At 68.8% G+C, this 16,919-nt stretch carries 12 protein-coding genes; 7 read left to right on the forward strand and 5 right to left on the reverse strand.

The features are described 5' to 3' along the window. Positions 1–11: 11 nt before the first annotated feature. Both TA3x_RS13595 and TA3x_RS13600 read right to left on the reverse strand, forming a co-directional pair. Positions 12–440 carry an NIPSNAP family protein gene (locus TA3x_RS13595; RefSeq protein ID WP_435022075.1) on the reverse strand — a complete coding sequence of 143 codons (429 nt, stop codon included), beginning with the start codon at positions 438–440 and terminating at the stop codon, positions 12–14. A gap of 66 nt (positions 441–506) precedes the next feature. After that, complete coding sequence (locus TA3x_RS13600; RefSeq protein ID WP_435022077.1) at positions 507–1,943, reverse strand: NADH:flavin oxidoreductase; 1,437 nt, start codon at positions 1,941–1,943, stop codon at positions 507–509. Between the two features lie 242 nt (positions 1,944–2,185). Between TA3x_RS13600 and TA3x_RS13605 the strand changes: the two genes are divergently transcribed. Then, the gene (locus TA3x_RS13605; protein ID WP_435022079.1) at positions 2,186–4,945 is read left to right on the forward strand and encodes a tetratricopeptide repeat protein; all 2,760 of its coding nucleotides are present in this window, start codon (positions 2,186–2,188) and stop codon (positions 4,943–4,945) included. 52 nt (positions 4,946–4,997) lie between these two features. Further along, positions 4,998–6,053, forward strand: a complete 1,056-nt coding sequence (locus tag TA3x_RS13610) for a tetratricopeptide repeat protein (RefSeq protein WP_435022081.1) — start codon at positions 4,998–5,000, stop codon at positions 6,051–6,053. 19 nt (positions 6,054–6,072) lie between these two features. Here TA3x_RS13610 and bshB1 read toward each other — a convergent pair whose 3' ends face one another. Beyond that, entirely contained in the window at positions 6,073–6,765 is a 693-nt protein-coding gene (gene bshB1, locus TA3x_RS13615; RefSeq protein ID WP_435022083.1) for a bacillithiol biosynthesis deacetylase BshB1, read from the reverse strand. A 137-nt stretch (positions 6,766–6,902) separates the two neighbouring features. Between bshB1 and TA3x_RS13620 the strand changes: the two genes are divergently transcribed. Continuing rightward, positions 6,903–7,025 (forward strand): hypothetical protein, encoded by a 123-nt coding sequence (locus tag TA3x_RS13620; RefSeq protein ID WP_435022085.1) that lies wholly within the window; start codon positions 6,903–6,905, stop codon positions 7,023–7,025. A gap of 78 nt (positions 7,026–7,103) precedes the next feature. Here the strand turns inward: TA3x_RS13620 and TA3x_RS13625 are convergent, their stop codons facing one another. Together TA3x_RS13625 and TA3x_RS13630 are read right to left on the reverse strand one after the other, a co-directional pair. Then, on the reverse strand, positions 7,104–7,427 hold the full coding sequence (locus tag TA3x_RS13625) for a 2Fe-2S iron-sulfur cluster-binding protein (protein ID WP_435022087.1): 324 nt from the start codon (positions 7,425–7,427) through the stop codon (positions 7,104–7,106). Between the two features lie 77 nt (positions 7,428–7,504). Next, entirely contained in the window at positions 7,505–8,146 is a 642-nt protein-coding gene (locus TA3x_RS13630) for a PH domain-containing protein (protein WP_435022089.1), read from the reverse strand. A 280-nt stretch (positions 8,147–8,426) separates the two neighbouring features. Between TA3x_RS13630 and glgP the strand changes: the two genes are divergently transcribed. The 4 genes from glgP to TA3x_RS13650 all read left to right on the forward strand — a co-directional run bounded on the left by glgP (position 8,427) and on the right by TA3x_RS13650 (position 16,621). Next, positions 8,427–10,571, forward strand: coding sequence for an alpha-glucan family phosphorylase (gene glgP / locus TA3x_RS13635; protein WP_435022091.1), 2,145 nt, complete (start codon positions 8,427–8,429; stop codon positions 10,569–10,571). A 113-nt stretch (positions 10,572–10,684) separates the two neighbouring features. Then, positions 10,685–12,322, forward strand: coding sequence for a serine/threonine protein kinase (locus TA3x_RS13640; protein ID WP_435022093.1), 1,638 nt, complete (start codon positions 10,685–10,687; stop codon positions 12,320–12,322). Positions 12,323–12,503: 181 nt separating this feature from the next. Next, the gene (locus TA3x_RS13645) at positions 12,504–15,590 is read left to right on the forward strand and encodes an HAD-IIIC family phosphatase (RefSeq protein ID WP_435022095.1); all 3,087 of its coding nucleotides are present in this window, start codon (positions 12,504–12,506) and stop codon (positions 15,588–15,590) included. Then, positions 15,587–16,621 (forward strand): glycosyltransferase family 2 protein, encoded by a 1,035-nt coding sequence (locus TA3x_RS13650; RefSeq protein WP_435022096.1) that lies wholly within the window; start codon positions 15,587–15,589, stop codon positions 16,619–16,621. Before TA3x_RS13645 ends, TA3x_RS13650 begins: the two co-directional genes overlap by 4 nt. Positions 16,622–16,919: the final 298 nt, after the last annotated feature.

Raw genomic sequence — 16,919 nt, forward strand, 5'->3', positions numbered from 1 at the left:
GGGGGGCCGGCTTACTTGATCGCGCTGTAGTCGGTCGGTTCGAGGAACACCGAGTCGACCTTCTTCACCAGGACGCCGTTCTTGTGGCTCTCCTCCATCGCCTTCTTCCACTCGGGGTCGTCGCGGAAGGCCTTCCAGGAGGCTTCGGCCGCCTCCTTGCTGGGATAGGCGAGGATGTAGACCAGGGTATCCGCCTTGCCGTCCTTCTCGTTGATCGGGGTCCAGAAGCCGATCAGGTCCATCCCGTGCTTCTTGAACAGGCCGCAGGTGTGCTCGCGGAACCGCTTGTTGAGGTCGTCCAGCTTGCCCTCGTTGGCGTGGTAGGTCCGCATCTCGAAGACGCGATTCTGGCCGGGCGTGGAGGCTGGCTTGTCGTCGGCCGCCATGGCAACTCCCGAGAGGGAAACGAGGAAACCGAAGGCGAGGGCGAGGCGGATCATGCGCGTCTCCGTGGTCGGATCGATGGGGCGAGTCTTGGTTCGTTTATACCCGATCCGGGGCCGGCCTCAATGGTCGACGGCCCCGGACACGGCCTTGGCCTCCTCCCAGATCGGCCCGTAGACCGCCTTGTCGAAGGGGGGGCATCCGGCCGGGAACTGGCCCATCTCGTTCTGCTTGTTCCGCATCAGCGCCGTGCAGTAGCTGAACGTGCGGCAGGTCTTCTTGGGGTCGAGCGGCCGGCCCTCCGCGGCGTACCTGGCGAACTCGGGATGCGACAGCGATCCCCGGCCGACGCCCATGAGGGAGACCCGGCCGTCCCGGATGTTCGCGGCCCCCGCCTGGAGCATCCAGGCCTGGAGCCAGCTGTAGCCCGACCCCACGATCGCCAGGTCGGGGAACGCGGCCTGGACCTCGGCCGTGGCCCGGAAGTGGCGGTCGACGCCCACCAGCGGATGCTCGGGCGTCTGGTATCCGTCCACCGGGGCGTACTCGAACGGCCGGACATGGTGCGGATTGGCGTAAGGGTTCCCCATCGAGACGTTCAGCAGGTTGAGCCCTGCGGAGCGGAGGTCGCCGATCAGGCGGATCGGCTCGGCCAGGTCGGGCACGCCCGGGTCATCGGGCCGGGTGCCCCAGCACGAATCGAGGGGGAGCGTGTGAGGGTCGGGGACGCCCGAACCGTCCGCCCCGCCCGGTCCGTAGGGGATGCTATCGAACAGATTCAGGCGGGTGCCGAGGATCTTGCCGGGGTTCTCGCCCCGGACCCGCCCGACGAGGTCGCGGATGAACCGGGTCCGGTTCTCGTAGGGGCCGCCGTACTTGCCGGGCCGGCTCCGGGCCGCGAGGAGTTCGTTGAGCAGGTAGCGGTGGCACTGCTTGAAGTCGACGAAATCGAACCCGATCCGGAAGGCGAGCGCCGCGGCCCGGACGTAGGTGTCCTGGAGTCGATCGAGTTCGTCGTCGGTGATCAGCGGTGTGGAGGCCGAGGCCCTGGTGCCGGCCGCCTTGTCGGTGACGGTGCGGGGGTCGAGCAGGGGGTCGTGCTGGGCCAGCACGGGCCGGCCGAAGCTGTACCGGCCCGAATGGGTGAGCTGGATCCCGACCAGGAAGTCGTCGGCGTCGCCCCAGGCCGCGCGATGGGCGTCCCGGCAGGTTTCCAGCAGGCGGGAGAGGCCGTCGGCGTGGGCCTCGTCGATGACGAGCTGGCGCGGGTTGGCGCGGCCTTCGGGGACGATCGCGGCGGCCTCGCCCCAGATCAGCTTGGCCCCACCGGCGCCGAAGCGCTCATAGCGGCGGATGGCGAGCACGTCCGGGGAGCCGTCCGCCGTGGCATCACACCCTTCCATCGGGTGGATGGCCATCCGGTTGCCGGCCGTCCGGGGCCCGATCGTGATCGGGCGGAGCAGCGGGCCGAGGTCTGGGTCCAGGCGGATGTCGAGCCCTCGCGCCTCGGCGTCGCGCGCCAGGGCGTCGGCGGTCTTGTACTTGAAGAAGCGGGCCAAGGCCGGTCGTCCTTCCCACGGAGAGGGCGAGAAAGTCCGCGAACGGACGCCATTCTCCCAGGCGGGGCGGGCCGCGACAATCCCTCGCTCGGGGCCGCGTTGCGTCGCTTGACTCGGTCCGCGCACGCGTCGTACAGTGAATCATCGAATCATGGCATCCGCCTCACGCTCGTCGCGCCATCGCCACCGGATCTCCATCGGGCGGCCCCGGGCCCGTCTTTCCCATCGATCAGGAGCCGTCCATGCTCCGCCGTTGCTTCGCCCGCGCGATCGCGCCCGCCCTGGTGATCGCCGGTATCGCGTCCCCGGCGATCGCCGAGGACCCCCGCGTCGCGGCCGACTTCCTCCAGGGCCTCCGCGACCGGGAATACTTCGACCTGGCGCTGGAATACCTGGGCACCTTGCGTGAGTCTCCCGACACCCCGGCCGAACTGAAGACCCTGATCGACTACGAGGAAGCCCGCTGCCTGATTGGCGAGGCGGCCCGGTCGTCGGACCTCGAAGCGGCCCGGCAGACCCTGGATCGCGCCAAGAGCAAGATCGACGCCTTCGTGAAGGCCAACCCCGACCTGCCCCAGACCACCGAGGCCCTGGTCGAGCTGGCCCACCTCCTCTATGAGCGCGGCCGGATCATCGCCCGGATCGCCGAGGAGCAGCGCACCCCCGCCGACACCCAGGCCCGGCTCTCCGAGGCCCGCGACACCCTGGCGGCGGCCAGGGACGCCTATTCGCTGGCCTTCGACCGATTGAACGCCAAGTTCAACGCCTTCCCCAAGTTCATCCCCGACGACGACCCCCGCAAGATCGAGCGGGAGCGGGTCCAGACCTCGCTGATGCAGTCGGAGTTGCAGAAGTCGGTGGTGGACTACGAGATCGCCCAGACCTACCCGCTCAAGGCGCCCGAACGCAAGGAATACCTCGACAAGGGCCTCGCCGGGTTCGAGGAGATCTACAAGCGATACCGGACCCAGCTCGTCGGGTTCACGGCGCGGATGTGGCAGGGGAAGACCTACGAGGAACGCGGCGAGCTCGGCCCCGCCATGGGCATCTACAACGAGCTGATCGACCACCCCGATCCCCGGCTCCGGGTGCTCCAGAAGCAGGTCGACTACTTCCGGATCATCGTGATGGGCAAGCGCGGCGAGTACGCCAAGGCGGCCGACGAGTGCCGACGCTGGCTCACCATGTTCCCCAAGGATCGCCGGTCCTTCGAGGCCCTGGGGGTCCAGCTCGAACTGGCCAAGTCGATGCTGGCCCAGCTGCCCGAGCTTTCCGAGGACGACCAGAAGCGGGCGACCAAGGCGGCCGGGGACGCGCTCGTCGATGTGGTCCGCTACTTCTCGCCCCACAAGCCCGAGGCCGTGGCCCTGCTCAAGAAGATCCGCCCGAGCGCCGCCCTGAGCGCCTCGGCGATCGCCAACCTGAGCTACGACGACGCCATGTCGCAGGCCGAACAGTCGCTCTCCTCGCAGGAGTACGACCGGGCGATCTCGCTGTTCAAGGGGGCGGTGCTCAAGGCCGACCCGGTGAAGGATGCCGCGAAGGCGAACAAGGCCCGGTTCAACCAGGCGTTCGCCGCCTACATGGCCAAGCGGTACTACGAGTCGGCCGTCATCGCCGAGCACCTCGCCCGGCGTTATCCCAGCGGAGAGAACGCCCCCAAGGCGGCCGAGATCGGCATGGCCGCCTTGGTCGACGCCTACAACAACGAGCCGGGCGGGGATCGGACCGTCGACCTCGATCGGCTGGTCGACCTGGCCAAATACACCTCGGAAACCTGGCCGGACACGGAGCAGGGGGATTCCGCCCGGATCGCCCTGGGCAAGATCGCCCTGGGGCGCGGCCGGTATGCCGAGGCGATCGCCGCCTTCGACTCGCTCCGCGACAACTCCCCCAAGAAGACCGAGGCGCAGTCCGGCAGCGGCGACGCCCACTGGAAGCTCGGGCAGGCCCTCCGCGAGCAGGGGAAGGAGAAGGAGGCCGACGCGGAGGCCAAGAAGGCGGTCGACCTCCTGAACGCCGCCCTGAAGGCGAAGCGCGACGCCAACACCTCGGACTCCGACCCCTCCCTGGTCAACATCGCCTGCGACCTGGCCGTCATCCAGCTGGAGTCCGGCAAGTCCGACGACGCGCTCAAGCTGCTCGATCCCCTCGCCAAGGCGCTGGCCAACGCGACCCGCACGCCGTCGCAGAACGCCGCCTACGGCCGGGTTTTGACCTCCATCCTGCGGGGCCATGTCGCGACCAACCAGGTCGACAAGGCGATCGCCGGGATGAAGACGTTGGAGGAGTCCGGGATCGCCGGGGCCAGCGGGGCCCAGCTCTACTTCGAACTCGGCAAGCTCCTGGAACGCGAGATCGAGGCCCTCAAGAAGAAGAACGATCGCCGGGGGCTCGAACGCACCCAGAAGGCCTACGAGCAGTTCCTCATGGCCCTGGTCGCGAGCAAGTCGGGCCAGTCGATCCAGTCGCTCCAGTGGGCCGGCGAGAACTTGCTCAAGCTCGGCAACTACAAGGAGGCGGGCTCGGTCTTCGCCAACATCCTGACGATCTACGGCAAGGATCCCGACTTCCTGGCGAAGCCGGGATCCAACGATCGGCTGCTCCGCGTCCGGATCAAGCAGGTCGCGGCGCTGGTCGGCGAGCGGAATTTCGACGAGGCGGGTAAGCAGATCGAAGAGATCGTGAAGCAGAACCCGCGTTCGCTCGAAGCCCAGATGGAACTCGGCCACCTGATCGATGCCCGGGCCGAGGCCAAGCAGGCGACCTGGGCCCAGGCCCACGACCACTGGCGGAAGCTCGCCCTCAAGCTCGCCTCCGCCCGGCAGAAGCCCCCCGAATACTACGAAGCCTGGTATCACGCGGCCCTCGCCCTGGAGAAGCAGGGGAAGAAGGACCTCGCGCAGCAATCGCTGGCCAGCGTCGTCCGGCTCTCCAACTTCGCCGGGGCGACGGACATGAAGGCCAAGTACCTCGAAACGATCAAACGCCTGGGCAAGTGAGGCCCGAGACGGCCGCTCCGGCCTCCCCCCTGTTCGCGAGGAACCGCACGCCATGAGCCTCCGCCGATCGCGCCTCCTGCTCGCCCCGGCCGCGACGTCCGCCTTCACCCTGATGGCCCTGTCCGTCGCCCTCGGGGATGTCGTCACGCTGAACCCCGACGCCACGACCAAGGGGGTCGGGGGCGCCGTCCGCGGCGTGGTCCAGGCGGAATCGTCGACCGTGGTCGAGGTGAAGCTCGGCAACACCGTCACCAAGGTCCCGACCAACGAGGTCGCCTCGATCACCTACGATGGGCACCCCGCCAGCCTCGACCAGGCCAATGATAAGCTCGCGGCGAACGACCTGGCGGCCGCCGCCGAACTCTTCAAGAAGGCGGCCGGCGAGGCCTCGACCAAGCCGTTCATCGCCGAGGACGCCCTGTTCAGCCAGGCCCGGACGGTCGCCGAGATGGCATTGACCGACACGTCCAAGGCCGAGGAGGCGGTCGCCCTCCTGGACGCCTTCACCCGGGCCCACAAGTCGGGCCGGCATGCCGCCCCGGCCCTCGAAGCCCTGGCCCGGCTCCAGATCGCCCAGGAGGACTATGCGGGGGTCGAGAAGACCCTGTCCCAGCTCGGCCAGTTCCCCAAGGGGGAGGACCGGGCCGCCATCTTCAAGGTCAAGGTGTTCGCCAAGAAGGGGCAACTCGACCAGGCGATCGCCGAACTCGACAAGATCATCGCGGCCGCCCCCGAGAAATCGGAGAAAAGGCGCGACGCCCTGCTGACCAAGGCCGAGAGCCTCGCCGCCCAGAAGAAGTACGCCGAGGCCGAGTCGACCGTCCGGGCCGTGATCAAGGACGCCCCGACCGAGGACGCCGCCACCCAGGCCGCCGCCTACAACACGCTGGGCGACTGCCTGAGGGCGGCCGGCAAACCCAAGGAGGCCCTTTACGCCTACCTCCACACCGACCTCCTGTTCGGCAAGGCGAAGAACGAACACGCCCGAGCCCTGTCCCAGATCTCCCAGCTCTGGCGCGTCCTGAAGCGGGAAGACCGGGCCGAGGAGGCCAAGGAGCGGCTCAAGCAGGAGTATCCCCGGAGCACCTACGCCAACGCGATGAAGTGAGCCCCGGGGCGGATTCGCCTCAGAGGAGCAACTGGTCCAGCCCCGCGAGCCCGACCGGCTCGCGGCTGGCGAACGGCTCGGCGTGAAGCACGCCGACCGTGTTCCCCCAGAACCGGGACCGGTCGCGGACCGCGTCGATCACCCCCGGCCGGCCGGCCGGCTGGTTGTCGACCAGCTGCGACCGGTAGCACCGCAGCGCCTCCGACTTCCGCTCGGCCTGGTCCGAGACGTCGACCACGAAGCTCGGCCGCTCGACGATCCGGAGGTGGACGCTGAAGTAGTAGAGGATGCGCGACGGGTGGAACGGGTCGCCCGGGATGTCGCTCTTGCTCAGCTTGCTCCAGAAGCGGGCGTCCTCCACGAGCTTGGTGGCCGCGGTGTGGTCGGGGTGGGCGTCCTCCCAGAACGGGGCGAACAGGAGCCGGGGCCGGACCTGCCGGAAGACCGCCGCCAGGGATCGGCGATGTTCCAGGGTCGCCTCCAGGCTCCGATTCGGCAGGCCGAGGTTCTTCCTCCAGGAGAGCCCGAGGATCTGAGAGGCTGCCTCGGTCTCTGCCCTGCGGATTTCCGGCGACCCGAGCGGCGTCGGCTCGCCGCTGGTCAGGTCCAGGATGCCGACCTTCCAGCCCGACCCGATGAGTTTGATGATGGTCCCGCCCATCCCGAGTTCGGCGTCATCCGGGTGGGGGGCGATGACCAGGGCGTCGAGCATGATGGCTACTTCCGGAGGATTCCAGGGGGGCGGACGCAAAATCGATGGTCGAAAGCGGTGAAAATCGAGTAAGGTGGAACTTTGCCCCGGCGGGGTCGCCGGGAAGTCCCTCCGATCCGGTCTCGACGAGGTGTCTCGTGGCGTTCCGCCCTCGCAAGAAAGCGTTCCACAAGGCCAAGAACCACACCTGCAAGCGTTGCGGCGGCTCGATCCGCAAGCGGTCGGTCCGCTGCAAGAAGTGTAGCGAAAGCCAGCGTTGAGCGAAACGATGCGAGGCGGCCCACACGGGTCGCCTCGCTTCGTTTGGCGGATCGGTTCGGGATCATCCCGGCCGGCGGTCAGTCCAACGGCCGCGTGCCGGTCGGCTGCCCGGTCTCCGAGGCCGTCGCCAGGACCTTGATGGTCATGTCCGACTGGACGCGGACCTGGCAGGACAGCCGGATGTCCGGCCCGAAACTTTCGTCGCGGGCGAGCCGGGCCTGCTCCATGCCCCCCATCTCGGGGAGATCGCCCGAGATCACCTGGACGCGGCAGGTGGTGCAGCGGGCGTTCCCGCCGCATCGGTGGAGGATATCGATCCCGGCATCCTCGATCCCGAGGACCAGCTTCTTGCCGGCCTCCATCTCGAACGACTTCACGCCTTCAACGGTGACGGTTGGCATTCTGTTTGGACCCTTAAACGCTGCGGCCGGTGGGAACCCGAGAAGACGGCGGCGTGGCCTCACGCCGGTCGACCCGCTCAGACGTGGTCAATCTTAACACTTCGGATGTCGCGCTCGGATCGGGCATGATGCCAGATCCGGTCCAGGACGACCTTCGGGTCGCGGACGCCCAGCAGGTAGAAGGTGGGGGCGCCCTTCTCCGTCGAGACGACGATGACGGTCCCCAGCCCGAACCAGCGTTCGAACAGGCTGTTCTGCCGCATCGTCACGTCCTTGATGCGGAGCAGCTCCAGCATCTCGCGGCGACGCTGGACGATGCCGGAGGAGACGAACAGCCGGCGGGTGGTCAGGCGATAGAAATGGCTGTACCAGGCCCTGAGCATCCGGTAGCCCAGGTAGAGCCACATCGCGGCGATGATGATGGCGAACACCATGTTCAGCCGGCGCAACCAGTGGTAGTCGGCCTCATTGCCGGCCCGGATCGCCAGGGCGATCGCCGCGATTGTCAGGACGACCCGGACGGCGATCCGCCCGATGAAGTTCAGCATCGAATACCGGCCGGTCCAGACGTCGACCTCGCCTTCGACGCCGACCTGCTCGGCGGATTTCCCCGACCCGACTTCCAGCTCATCCCCGGCGGTCGTCGCGGTGGCGGCGATCAGGGGATCGACCGACGGCCCAGCGGTGGCACCAAGGGGGGAGGTCGAGACCGTCGTCACCGGTGGCTCGGGTCCGAGGGGATTGGAGTTTGGGGCGGACATTTCGGATTTCCTCGAGGCTCCCGAGGCGTCCGGGATGGGCCTGTCCCTCCCGGAAATCGACCCGGAACATCACTTGCAATCCACGTTCCGTCTTCGTATCTGGGATGATCGGCTACGCCGGGGTTCCCTGGCAAGGGCTGGCATTTCCCGCGTGATCCGCGATATTATCGGCCGTGAGCCGGCGACTGCGCGCTGAGTTGGTCGCATTGCGCCGATTTCCACAGACCGGGGGTCCCGTATGGCAGGTCAGGCGAAGGTCGTCGATAAGTTGAGGGAACTGGCTCGCAACCTCTGGTGGACCTGGCAGCCGAACGTGATTGGCCTGTTCCGGGAGATCGACCCCGCCTTGTGGACCGCGACGGGGCACAATCCGGTCGAGTTCCTCCAGAGGATCGAGCCGGAACGCCTGGAAGGGATGGCCGCCCAGGTGGCCCTCCACTCCCGGATCGATTATGCCTTCCGACGCCTGGCCGAATACCTCAAGAATACCGACTCCTGGGGCTCCGTCCACGCATCCTGCCTCCGCTCCCGGCCGGTGGCCTACTTCTCGGCCGAATTCGGCCTCCACGAGAGCCTGCCGATCTATTCGGGCGGCCTCGGCGTGCTGGCGGGCGACCACCTCAAGAGCGCCAGCGACCTGGGCATCCCCCTGATCGGCATCGGCCTCCTGTATGCCGAGGGCTATTTCCGCCAGTCGCTGGACGGCGACGGGTGGCAGCAGGAATCGTACCTGTTCAACAACCCCGACCTCCTGCCGATCGAGCCGGCCCTGGATGCCAAGGGCAACCCGGTGCGGATCTCGATCGACACCAACGCGGGCGTCCTGCACGCCCGGGTCTGGCGGGCCGAGGTCGGCCGGACGATGCTGCTCCTGCTCGACTCCAAGGTGGATGAGAACAACGAGAGCGACCGCGCCCTGACCTCCCGGCTCTACGGCGGCGACGCCCGGGTCCGGATCCGCCAGGAACTGCTCCTGGGCGTGGGCGGCGTCCGGGCCCTGGCCGCCCTGGACATCAACCCGTCGGTGCTCCACCTCAATGAGGGCCACAGCGCCTTCGCCGGGCTGGAGATGGCCCGGAGCCTGATGGAGTCCGAGGGGATCCCGTTCGGCGAGGCCGCCCGCGAGGTGGCCACCATGACGGTCTTCACCACCCACACCCCGGTGGCCGCCGGCCACGACCGATTCCCCGGGCAGCTCGTCGAGGAGCACCTGGGCAAGATCCGCGAGGGGCTGCACCTCTCCTACGACGACTTCCTGGGTCTCGGCCGGGTCCACCCGGGCGACCCCAACGAGCCGTATTGCATGACGGTGCTGGCGCTGAAGCTCGACCGCCACGCCAACGGCGTGAGCGCCCTGCACGGCCGGGTCTCGCGGCAGATGTGGCACCCCCTCTACCCCAACCGGGTCGAGGAGGAAGTGCCGATCGGCCACATCACCAACGGCGTCCACGTCCAGAGCTGGCTCGCCCCCCAGATGCACGCCCTGTTCGAGCGGCACCTCGGGCCCGACTGGGCCCGGAACATGAGCGACCCGGACACCTGGGCCAACATCGCCCACATCGACGACGCCGAGCTTTGGGAAACCCAGCAGATCCTCAAGGCCAGCATGATCGACTTCGTCCGCTGGCGCCTGGCCTCCCAGGCCCGCCGCCGGGACGAGGGGGACGGGGCGATCGAGAAGGCCGGCAAGGTGCTCGACCACGACGCCCTGACGATCGGGTTCGCCCGCCGGTTCGCCACCTACAAGCGGGCCGGCCTGGTGCTGAGCGACATCGAGCGCCTGCTGGCGATCATGGACACCTCGGACCGGCCAATCCAGTTCGTGTTCGCCGGCAAGGCCCACCCGGAAGACAAGTACGGCAAGGAACTGATCCAGAACATCGCCCGGCTGGCCCGCGACGCCCGGCTCGAAAACCGCCTGGTGTTCGTCGAGGACTACGACATGAACGTCGCCCGCCACCTGGTCCAGGGGGTCGACGTCTGGTTGAACAACCCCCGGAGGCCGCAGGAGGCGAGCGGCACGTCGGGCGAGAAGGCGTTCCTGAACGGTGCGCTGAACTTCTCGATCCTCGACGGCTGGTGGGCCGAGGCCTACGACGGCACCAACGGGTTCGCCATCGGCCACGGCCGGTCGCACTCGGTCCCGTCGATCCAGGACGAGCGCGACCACGCGTCTCTGATCGAGGTGCTGGCCAACGAGGTCGTCCCCCTGTTCTACGACCGGGACGCCTCGGGCCTGCCCCGGGGCTGGATCCAGAGGCAGAAGTCGGCCCTCCGCTCGCTCTCCTGGCGGTTCAACGCCGACCGGATGGTGATGGACTACGTCCAGAATAGCTATCTGCCGGCCGCGGCCGGGCTGACCTGCGTCATGCCCCGGTCCTGATCGATTCGGTTGTGCCTGCGGCCCGGGGCGGGGGAGGTCGACTCCCCGGCCTCCGGTGCCCGATCCCCGTCCAGAGGCCCTGATCGAACCCCATCGCCCGTCTCCGGTGCCCCATGATCGGCCAGAAACTCGGGTCGTTCCAGATCGAGTCGATCCTCGGTTCGGGGGCGATGGGCGTCGTCTACCTCGGCGTCCACCAGGAGAAGAACCGCAAGGCGGCGATCAAGGTGATCGGCGGCGACCAGATGGGGAAGGGGAACGCCTACGAGCGGTTCGTCCGCGAGGCGGTGATCCTGGAGCAGTTCCGCCACCCCAACATCGTCCGCTACCTGGCCCGGGGCCGGGCCTCCGGCATCAATTACTATGCGATGGAGTTCGTGGAAGGCCAGACGGTCGACCACATCCTCACCGGCCGGGGCACCCTGCACTGGCGCGAGGTGGTGGCCCTGGGCATCCAGCTTTGCGACGCCCTCCACTACGCCCACGAGCGCGGGATCGTCCATCGCGACCTCAAGCCGTCCAACCTGATGCTGACCGCCGACGGGAAGCTCAAGCTGACCGACTTCGGCATCGCCAAGGATCTTGACGCGACCGCCCTGACCGCCACCGGGCGGACCCTGGGCACGGCCGCCTACATGGCCCCGGAGCAGATCCGGGGCAACTACGCGATCAGCCACAAGACCGACCTGTATTCGCTCGGGTGCGTGTTCTATCAGCTGCTCACGGGGGAAGTCCCATTCGTGGGGCAGACCCCGATGGTCATGATGCACGCCCACATCAATTCCCCGGTGCCCCACCCTTCCAGCAAGACCCAGGAGATCCCCAAGGCGCTGGATGCCCTGATCGTCTCCCTGATGGCCAAGGAGCCGTCCGACCGCCCGTGGGATGCCGAGGCCGTGGCCCAGACTCTGCGCGAGCTGCAGAAAAAGGACCAGGCCAAGGAAACGGTGGCGATGGTCTGGCCCGAGCCGGGCAGCGATGCCGCCAACCCCACCCGGGCCGAGGTCCTCGCCGACCCGCGCCCGGCAAAGACCGCGAAGAAGAGGAAGCAGGCCCGCCCCCGGGTCGGGTGGGAAGTCGTCGGGCTGGTCCTCGGCCTGGTGGCCGTCGGCTCGCTGATCGCCTACCTGCTCTGGCCGCCCGGGGAGGCGTATCTGTATCGCCATGCCCGGGAGTTGATGGCCTCGGCCGAGCCGTCGGATTGGGTCCGGGCCCGCGACGAATACCTGGCGCCGCTGGACGCCCGATTCCCGAAGCACGCGCATCGGGAGGAGGTCGACGGCTGGCTGGATCGGATCGACCTCCACCAGGTCAAGCGCCGCGCCGAGGTCCTGGAACGCCCGGTCCTGCTGGCGCTCACCAAGCCCAAGACCGAGACCGAGATCCAGTATCGGACCACCTTCGACGAGGCCGCCGCCGCCCTGGCCATCCACCACGACGGCGACGCCTACGACCTCTGGAAGAAGCTCGAATTGTCGCTGGCCCGCGAGGGGAGGAAGGAACGCGGGTGGGCCCTCCTAGCCGGCGAGCGGGCCGAGCAGATCAAGCGCCAGATCGAGCAGAGGCGTGAGGTGGTGGCCGGCCTCCTGGCCCGGGCCACGATCACCGAGCCGGTCGCGGCGACCGAGGCCGGCCGCAAGTACCGCAAGGACATCCTCGAAGACATCATCGCCCGGTTCGGCCCGTATCCCGACGTCGCCGACCTGGTGGATGAGGCCAAGGTCGGGCTATCCGCCCTCCCGGCGTCCTGAGGCTGGCCCATCGCGGCCCGTCGGACGACGTCGCCCCAGATCGACATGGGATGCGGCCCTCCGGGCGTCGGCTCGCCCCGACTTGACCCTGCCGACGGGCGAATGCTAACTTCGAAATGGGCGTGGGACGCCTCGAAACCCTTCGAGCGACCAGGACATCACCCGGACGGCTGAGCGATTCATGCAATCCACGCGAGAGGCCCCGCTCCCCATCCCCCCCGCCGCGACCCCCGACCCGACGACGCCCCCCGAACTCTCCGTCGCGGTGTCCGCCACCTACACCGCCGAGCCGATCGAGGGGCCTCTGCGGTTCTGGATCGGGGAGCTTGGCTTCGATCCGCGGGTCCGGTTCGCGGACTACAGCCAGCTGATCCCCCAGTTGCTCGACCCCGGCAGCCTGTTCGCGGCGAATGCCCGGGGGATCAACGTCGCGCTGGTCCGCGTCGAGGACTTCGCCCGCGCCCGGCCCGGAGGGTGGGACGAGGCCACGATCGCCGCCGGGGTGGATGACCTGGCCGACGCCTTCCGCTCGTTCGCCGAACGGTCGAACACCCCCACGATCATCGCCACCCCGCCCGCCTCGCCCCAGGTTGCCGAGGATCCCGCCCGCGCGGCGTTCCTCGTATCCATGGAGGCGAGGCTCCGCGATGCGGTCGTCCCGTTCGATTCGCTCCACTGGCTCGGCCGGGCCGAACTGGCCAGCCATGACCTGGAGGGGGCCCACGACGCGGCCGGCGACCGCGTCGGACACATGCCCTACACGCCGCTGTTCGAGGCGGCCCTGGCGACCGACCTGGCCCGGCGGATCCACCTGATCCAGTCGCCCCCCCGCAAGGTGATCGCCCTGGACTGCGACAACACCCTGTGGAAGGGGGTCGTGGGCGAGGACGGGATCGACGGGATCACCCTCGGCCCCGGCATGAAGGCGCTCCAGGAATTCGTCGTCGAGCAGCAGGCCGCGGGGATGGTCGTCTGCCTGGTCAGCAAGAATGCCGAGGCCGATGTCCTGGACGCCTTCGACGCCCGGTCCGACTTCCCCCTGCGCCGCGAGCATCTGGTCTCGTGGCGGATCGGCTGGGGACGCAAGTCGCAGGCGCTGGTGGAGTTGGCCGAGGAGCTGAACCTGGGCCTGGATAGCTTCATCTTCCTGGACGATAACCCGGTCGAATGCGCCGAGGTTCGCGCCGCGTTGCCGCAGGTCCTGACCCTGCAGGTCCCGCCCGACGAGGAACTGGCGGACTTCCTCCGCCACGCCTGGTTCTTCGACCGCCGCAAGATCACCGAGGAAGACCGCGCCCGGACCCGGATGTATCGCGAGAATGCCGACCGCTCGCGGGTCGAGCGCCAGGTCTCGGACATCGGGACGTTCCTCGCCTCGCTCGACATCCGGATCGACATCGGAGCCCCACGCGAGGACCAGTGGGCCCGGGTCTCGCAACTGACCCAGCGGACCAACCAGTTCAACGCCTCGACCGTGCGCCGGTCCGAGGCGGAGGTCCGCCGGCTCGCCGGGTCCGGTCTCGAAGTCCTCCGGGTCGAGGTCTCCGACCGATTCGGCGACTACGGCCTTGTCGGCGTCCTGATCTTCGGGGCCGAGCCGGATACGCTGGTGGTCGACACCATGCTCCTGAGCTGCCGCGTCCTGGGCCGGGGCGTCGAGCATGCCATGCTGGCCCACCTGGGTCGGCTCGCCCGCGATCGGGTCCTCTCGTCCGTCCGGGTCGGCTATGTCCCCACGCCCAAGAACGAGCCGGCGTTGAACTTCCTGAAATCGCTCCCCGAAGCGACCGCAACGCCGGGCGCCGACGGCAACGGCACCGCCTACCGCGTCCCGGCCGCGACCGCGGCGGAGCTGGTCTATCGCCCCGGATCCGACGCCAAGGATCAGCTCGAACTGGCACGGACGGGCGGCAAGCCGGCGAAGGCGACGAAGTCGGGCGGCGGGCCGGGGATCGACCTTTCCGCCTTGCATGGCCGGATCATCGCCGAACTCCACCGGCCCGAGGCGGTCCTCGGCGCCGTGGCCCGGGGGTCGATCAAGCGGAGGGCGCTGGAAGCCCCGTTCGTCCCGCCCCACACGGCGGTCCAGCGCGAGCTGGCCTCGATCTGGTCCCGGGTGCTCCTGATCGAGCAGGTCGGGATCCGCGATGATTTCACGGCCCTCGGGGGGACCTCGCTCAAGGCCGCACGGATGTTCGTCGAGATCGAGGCCCAGTTCGGCATCCGCCTGCCGATGACGACGATCCTCGAAGCGGCGACGATCGAGGAACTGGCCGTGCGGCTCACCGACGGACGGTCCCGGTCCCGCGAATCGCTGAAGCTGCTCAAGCCCGGCGCGGAGGGGGGGCCGTCCCTGTTCCTGGTCCACGATGGGGACAGCGAAACGCTCCTTTACCTCAACCTGGCCCGCCGCCTGCCCGACTCGGTGGCCGTGTTCGGCCTGGAGCCGGCCGGCGACGAGCGGAGCCCCTACCTCCACACCCGGATCCCGGAGATGGCCGCCCACTACGCGGCCCGGGTCGTGTCGGCCTGCCCGAGCGGTCCCATCCTCCTGGGCGGGATGTGCGCGGGGGGGATCATCGCCTACGAAATGGCCCGGCAGTTGACCGCCGAGGGCCGGAGGGTTGGGCTCGTCGCCCTCCTGGATGCTGCGGCGCCGCAGGCCAAGGTGCGGCCCTTCCGCGAGGTCCGGCTCCGCCTCCAGAGGTTCCGCAGTTCGCTCCGCGGCAAGGCCCCGGCCCAACCCGTCGAGGCCTCGGAACCGGGGCCGGTGGTCGCGTCGCACGCACCGAAGCGTTCCCGCATCGGGTCGATCGCGCGGAAGGCCGCGATCGCCGCCGGCAAGGTCCGGTCCCTGGCCGCCTACGAGCTCGGGGCCTATCGCAAACGTCGCGCGGATGCGGCCAATGTCCGGACCCTGCGCGCGATCCTCGACCGCGGGGGGAGCCTGCCCGAGGACTACGCGATCCCGACCTACCGGACGGTCTACAAGCAGGCCGAATCCGCCTATCGCCCCGAAGGACTGCTCGACGTCCCCGTCGTCCTGTTCCGCGCCGGGGCCGGTGGGCATGACGACCCTTCGGACGAGCCGTTCCTCACGATCTACCGGGACGAACGGTTCGGCTGGGGCCGGCACGTCCGATCCGTCGAGGTCATCGACGTGCCGGGCGGCCATGGCGGGATGCTCCAGGAACCCCACGTCTCGGCGATCGCCGAACCCCTGGCGGATCGGATCGACCGAGTCCAAGCGTCGGAGGCCACGCCTTGAACCCGGCCGCCACCGCGAACGCACCCGTCACCGAATCCGCCGACGTCTCGAACAGGCCCGAACTGCTGGTCGTGATCGTCAACTACAAGACGGCCCGGTTGACGGTCGCCTGCCTGGAGACCCTCGAACCGGAGCTGGCCGCGATCCCCGGCGCCCGGGTGGCCGTGGTCGAGAACGCGTCGGGCGACGGCGAGGCCCTGGCCCGGGCGATCGCCGAGCGAGGGTGGGGGGGCTGGGTCGATCTCGACGTCGCCGAGGTCAACGGCGGCTTCGCCTACGGCAACAATCGCCCGATCCGGGCCGCGATGGCGTCCGGCAACCCTCCCCGGTTCGTCCTGCTCCTGAACTCGGACACGGAGGTGCGCCCCGGCGCGATCCGGATCCTCCTGGATGACATGCGGGACCATCCCGATGTCGGGATCGCCGGCGGGAGCTTCGAGAATCTCGACGGCTCCGACTGGCCGATCGCCTTCCGCTTCATCACGCCCCTGTCCGAGTTGGAGAGCGGCTTCAAGTTCGGCCCCGTGACGCGCCTGCTGAAACGCCACGTCGTCGCTCGCGTGATGGAGCAGGATGCCCCCCAGCCGATCGACTGGGTGGCCGGCGCCTCGATGATGATCCGCTGGGAAGTCTTCGAGGCGATCGGACTGATGGACGAGGATTACTTCCTCTATTTCGAGGAAGTCGACTTCTGCCTGCGGGCCAAGCGCCACGGCTGGCCGTGCCGCTACGTCCCCAAAAGCCGGGTGATGCACATCGCCGGCCAAAGCAGCGGGCTGACCGAGCGCGACCGCCGCCCCCCGCGCACGCCGGCCTACTGGTTCGAGTCCCGCCGCCGCTACTTCCTGAAGAATTTCGGCCTCGCCGGGGCGATCTCCGCCGACCTGGCCTTCGGGTTCGGCTTCTGGACCTGCCGACTCCGCCGGATCGTCCAGAGGAAGCCGGACCTCGATCCGCCCCACTTCCTCGCGGACTTCTGGAAACAGAGCGTCCTCCGTCGCAAGAATCGCCGGTCGATCCCCCGGGCCTGATCGGCGCGGCGCGGTACACGCCGACGTCCCGCTGAGCCGCGCATGAATCCGGGCGGTCGATGCCGGTTCCGCGGACCTGCGCTTGCCAAGGGGCAGCAAAACCTTACAATAGCAATTCGCGTTGACCCGTCCTCGGCGTGGAGCGGACGGGTTCATACTTCTCGGTCCCGGAAGACCAAGCGGCCACCGCCCAGGCCTCCACGCCCTGAGCGACCCCGGCCCGCGATTCGGACTGCGCGTCGTCGCCCCGCGATGCCCGGCCCGGATTCCCCCGTCGTCCCCGACGGGGGCTGGATGA

This window comes from Tundrisphaera macrotermitis (assembly GCF_051175315.1).
GTDB lineage: Bacteria > Planctomycetota > Planctomycetia > Isosphaerales > Isosphaeraceae > Tundrisphaera.